This is a genomic window from Sphingosinicella sp. YJ22 (assembly GCF_011320075.1).
Lineage (GTDB): Bacteria > Pseudomonadota > Alphaproteobacteria > Sphingomonadales > Sphingomonadaceae > Allosphingosinicella.
Genome location: NZ_JAANPA010000072.1, coordinates 1 through 3,982, shown reverse-complemented (window position 1 = coordinate 3,982; position 3,982 = coordinate 1). Strand labels below are relative to the sequence as shown.

At 70.4% G+C, this 3,982-nt stretch carries 3 protein-coding genes and 1 pseudogene; all 4 read right to left on the bottom strand.

Annotated features, from left to right (window positions below):
* A partial coding sequence (locus G7B71_RS15395; protein WP_166042539.1) for a TonB-dependent receptor plug domain-containing protein occupies positions 1-497 on the bottom strand: 497 nt, incomplete at its 3' end.
* A 75-nt stretch (positions 498-572) separates the two neighbouring features.
* Positions 573-929: a hypothetical protein gene (locus tag G7B71_RS15390; protein ID WP_166042535.1), complete on the bottom strand. Its 357-nt coding sequence runs from the start codon at positions 927-929 to the stop codon at positions 573-575.
* 118 nt (positions 930-1,047) lie between these two features.
* Positions 1,048-2,427, bottom strand: coding sequence for an ATP-dependent protease ATPase subunit HslU (gene hslU / locus G7B71_RS15385; RefSeq protein WP_166042537.1), 1,380 nt, complete (start codon positions 2,425-2,427; stop codon positions 1,048-1,050).
* Positions 2,428-2,468: 41 nt separating this feature from the next.
* Positions 2,469-3,982 (bottom strand): annotated as a pseudogene (locus tag G7B71_RS15380) (chromosome segregation protein); the annotation flags it as partial.

The window sequence follows — 3,982 nt, the reverse complement described above, 5'->3', positions numbered from 1 at the left end:
CCGCGAAGGTCGCCGGGCCCGGCGCTGTCCAGCTCGATGGTTCCGGCCAGCGCGCCGGGGCCGGCCGCGCCGCTGCCGCCGCCGCGCACCACCCGCACCTGGCCGAGCCGGCGCGGGTGGTAGGCCGGCCAGCTGATCCAGCCGCCGAACGGGTCGGTCTGCGGCACTCCGTCGAGAATCAGGAGCGCGCGCGACGAGGCGTTGCCGCCGAGCGCACGCAGAGTCGCGCCCTGGCTGGTCGGATTGGCCGAGCGCGCGTCGGAACGGCGGAAGAGCTGGAAGCCCGGGACGTCGCGAAGCACGTCCTCGAGCCGGTTCGACGGCGAGGAAGCGAGCCGGTCGCGGCCGATGGCGACGATTCCGTACACCGCCTCGCCGGCCGCTTCGTCGAGGCCGCGGCCGGTGACGACGACCACATCCTCGCCCGCGGGCAGGCCCTGGGCGAAGGCGGGAGCCGGAACCGCGAGAAGCGAAAGCATGGCGAGACGACCGATCATCGCCCCGCCCTTACAATAAAAAGCGGCGCCGGCGAGGGCCGCCGGCGCCGCTTCATTTGCCGATCGGAGATTCGATCAGGAGCCGGCAGCGATCTGCGCGGCGGCTGCTTCGAACTGGGCGCGGGTGGCGCCGATCACCAGGCCCTGCTCGTCCTTGCGGAAATTGCTGACCTGCAGATAGAGCTTGGCGGAACCGGTGGTCACCGTGGCGCCCTCGGCGTCGGCGAATTCGATGGTGCCGACCGGATTGCCGTCGCTGCCGCGCACGGTGGCGCCCTCGGTGAGGTCGGCAATGGTGACCGGCGCCGGCGCCGCGGGCGCGGCTTCAGCCGGAGCCGCTTCGGTGGCCGGCTGCGCCGCGTCCTGGGCGGCGGCCGGGGTGGCAAGAACGGCGCCCGCAGCCGCCGCAGTCAGAATCTGAAAAACCTTCACGCACGTCTCCAATTTCTAGGGGCGCTCTTCCTCACAAGCAGGCGACGCGACTGCAACTTTTTCGCGAGATTATGCGGCGAGTCGAGCCTCGCCATCGATGAGGCGCCGGAACGAATCCTCAGAGGACGTATTTGCTGAGGTCGGTGTCGCGGGCGATCTCGGCAAGCTGCTGATCGACATAGGCCGCGTCGACCGTGACGGTCTCGCCATGGCGGTCCTCGGCGTCGAAGCTCACCGTCTCCAGCAATTTCTCCATCACCGTCTGGAGGCGGCGGGCGCCGATATTCTCGACCTGCCCGTTCACCTCCGCTGCAACGCGGGCGAGCGCCTTGATGCCCTCGTCGGTGAAGGCGATGTCGACGCCCTCGGTCTTGAGCAGCGCGCGATATTGCTCGGTCAGGCTTGCGCGGGTGTCGGAGAGGATTCGAACGAAATCCTCCTCGGTCAGCGCCTTCAGCTCGACGCGGATCGGCAGGCGGCCCTGGAGCTCGGGCAGCAGGTCCGACGGCTTGGCGATGTGGAAGGCGCCCGAAGCGATGAACAGGACATGGTCGGTCTTCATCGGCCCATATTTGGTGGCGACCGTGGTGCCCTCGATCAGCGGCAGCAGGTCGCGCTGCACGCCTTCGCGGCTGACCGAGCCGCCGCGCACGTCGCTGACCGCGATCTTGTCGATCTCGTCGAGGAAGACGATTCCATTCTCCTCGGCGTCCTTGAGGGCGACTCGGTTGACGTCGTCCATGTCGAGCCGCTTGTCGCTCTCCTCCTCGACCAGCTTGGCGAGGGCGTCGCGGACCTTCATCTTGCGGCGCTTCCTGGGCGGGCCGCCCATCGCCTTGCCGAGCATGTCGGACAGGTTGATCATGCCGACCTGGCCCGGCATTCCGGGGATCTCGAACGACTGGTTGGGGCTGTCGACCAGCTCGATCTCGACTTCCTTGTCGTCGAGATGGCCGTCCTGGCCCATCTTGCGGAAGCTCTCGCGGGTCGCCTGGCTCGCTTCCTTGCCGGTGAGAGCGTCGAGCAGGCGTTCGACTGCGGCGGCCTCAGCGGAGTCGCGCACCGCCTCGCGGCGGCGCTCGCGCTCCAGCCGCACCGCTTCCTCGACGAGGTCGCGGGCGATTTGCTCGACGTCGCGGCCGACATAGCCGACTTCGGTGAACTTGGTCGCCTCGACCTTCACGAACGGCGCGTCGGCGAGCTTCGCCAGGCGGCGGCTGATCTCGGTCTTGCCGCAGCCGGTCGGCCCGATCATCAGGATGTTCTTGGGCGTCACCTCCTCGCGCAGCCCCTCGGGGAGCTGCTGGCGGCGCCAGCGGTTGCGAAGCGCGACCGCGACGGCGCGCTTGGCCTCGTCCTGGCCGATGATGTGCGCGTCGAGGGCGGCGACGACCGCCTTGGGGGTGAGGCCCTTCTTCGCGCGAGCGGTTTCTTCAGGGGAGGGCTGCTGCCCTTCGGAGGTCCCGCGCTGGGCGGGGAAAGCGCTGACATTTTCCATCACGGGCTAGATGGATGCGCCGCGCGGGCGCTTCAAGCTCGCTATTCCGCGGCGAGCAGGCGCTCGGCGCCGCCGAGGTCGACGCTGACCAGGCGGCTGATGCCTTTTTCGACCATGGTGACTCCGAACAGGCGGTGCATTCGGCTCATCGTCACCGCATTGTGGGTGACGATCAGATAGCGGGTGTTCGTCTCCTGGGTCATGCGGTCGAGCAGGCTGCAGAAGCGCTCGATATTGGCGTCGTCGAGCGGCGCGTCGACCTCGTCGAGGACGCAGATCGGCGCTGGGTTGGTGAGGAACAGAGCGAAGATCAGGGCGACCGCGGTCAGCGCCTGCTCGCCGCCCGACAGCAGGGTGAGCGACTGGAGACGCTTGCCCGGCGGCTGCGCCATGATCTCGAGGCCGGCTTCCAAGGGATCGTCGCTCTCGACCAGCTCGAGATGGGCCTGGCCGCCCTCGAACAGGGTGGTGAACAGGCTCCGGAAATGGCGGTCGACCGCTTCGAAGGCGGTGAGCAGGCGGGCGCGGCCCTCGCGGTTGAGGCTGCCGATCGAGCCGCGCAGGCGGTGGATTGCGGTGCCCAGCTCCTCGCGCTCGGCGGCGCTGGTGGTGACCTCATCCTCGAGCTCGGCGAGCTCGCGCTCGGCGATCAAGTTGACCGGGCCGATCCGCTCGCGGTCCTGGGTCAGCTTCTCAAGGCGCGCCGATTCCTGGTGCGCCTCGCCAAGCTCGGTCTCGTCGAAGCCCAGGCGCTGGGGGAGCAATGGCGGCGGGCATTCGAACTTTTCGCCGGAGATCCGGCCCATCTCGATCCGACGATGGTCCTGGCTCTCGGCGCGGGCGAGGGCGCCGGCGCGCGCCTCGCGGGCGATGGCGAGCGCCTCGTTGGCATTGGCGAGGCGGCCGTCGGCTGCCTGAAGCGCGGTCTCGGCGGCGCGTTCCTGCTGGGCGGCCTCCGTCGCTGCGCGCGCCGCCTCGGCGGAGGCGGTCTCAGCCGCATCGGCCTGGGCTCCGAGCCGCTCGGGGGCGTCGGCGAGCGAGGCGGCTTCCTCGTCCGCTTCGTGGATTCGGCGGGCCAGTTCCTCGTCGCGCTCGGCGGCCTTGGACGAGCGCTGGCCCCAGGCCTCGATCTCCTGAGTGGCGGCGGCTCGGCGCTGCTGGTCGGCGGCGAGCGCGCGGGCGTGGGTGGCGAATTCGGCGCGCGCCTCGGCGACGGCGGTCTGCGCGATTTCGGCGGCCTCGCCGGCAGACTGGACGCGGCCGCGGGTGACGGCGGGATCGGGTAGGGCGTCGAGCGCGGCCTGCGCCTCGGTATGGCGGGCCTGGGCTTCGGCGAGGTCCCTGGCGGCCTGGTCGGCGCGCTCGTCGAGGCCGGAGCGGCGGATTTCGAGCCGCTCCAGCTCGGTGTTGACCTGGTCCTCCTCGCGCACCGCGTCGCGGATCGCTCCATTGGCCTCGGTCTCGGCGCGGCGGGCGGCGTCGGCGGCCTCGCGCGCCGACTGGACGGCGGCGAGGGCGGTGTCGATCCGCGCCTGGGCGGCGGCGACGGTGTCGC

Bases quoted from the DNA above. Each gene is read 5' to 3' on its own strand.
- hslU (WP_166042537.1), bottom strand. From the start codon at position 2,427: ATGGAAAATGTCAGCGCTTTCCCCGCCCAGCGCGGGACCTCCGAAGGG.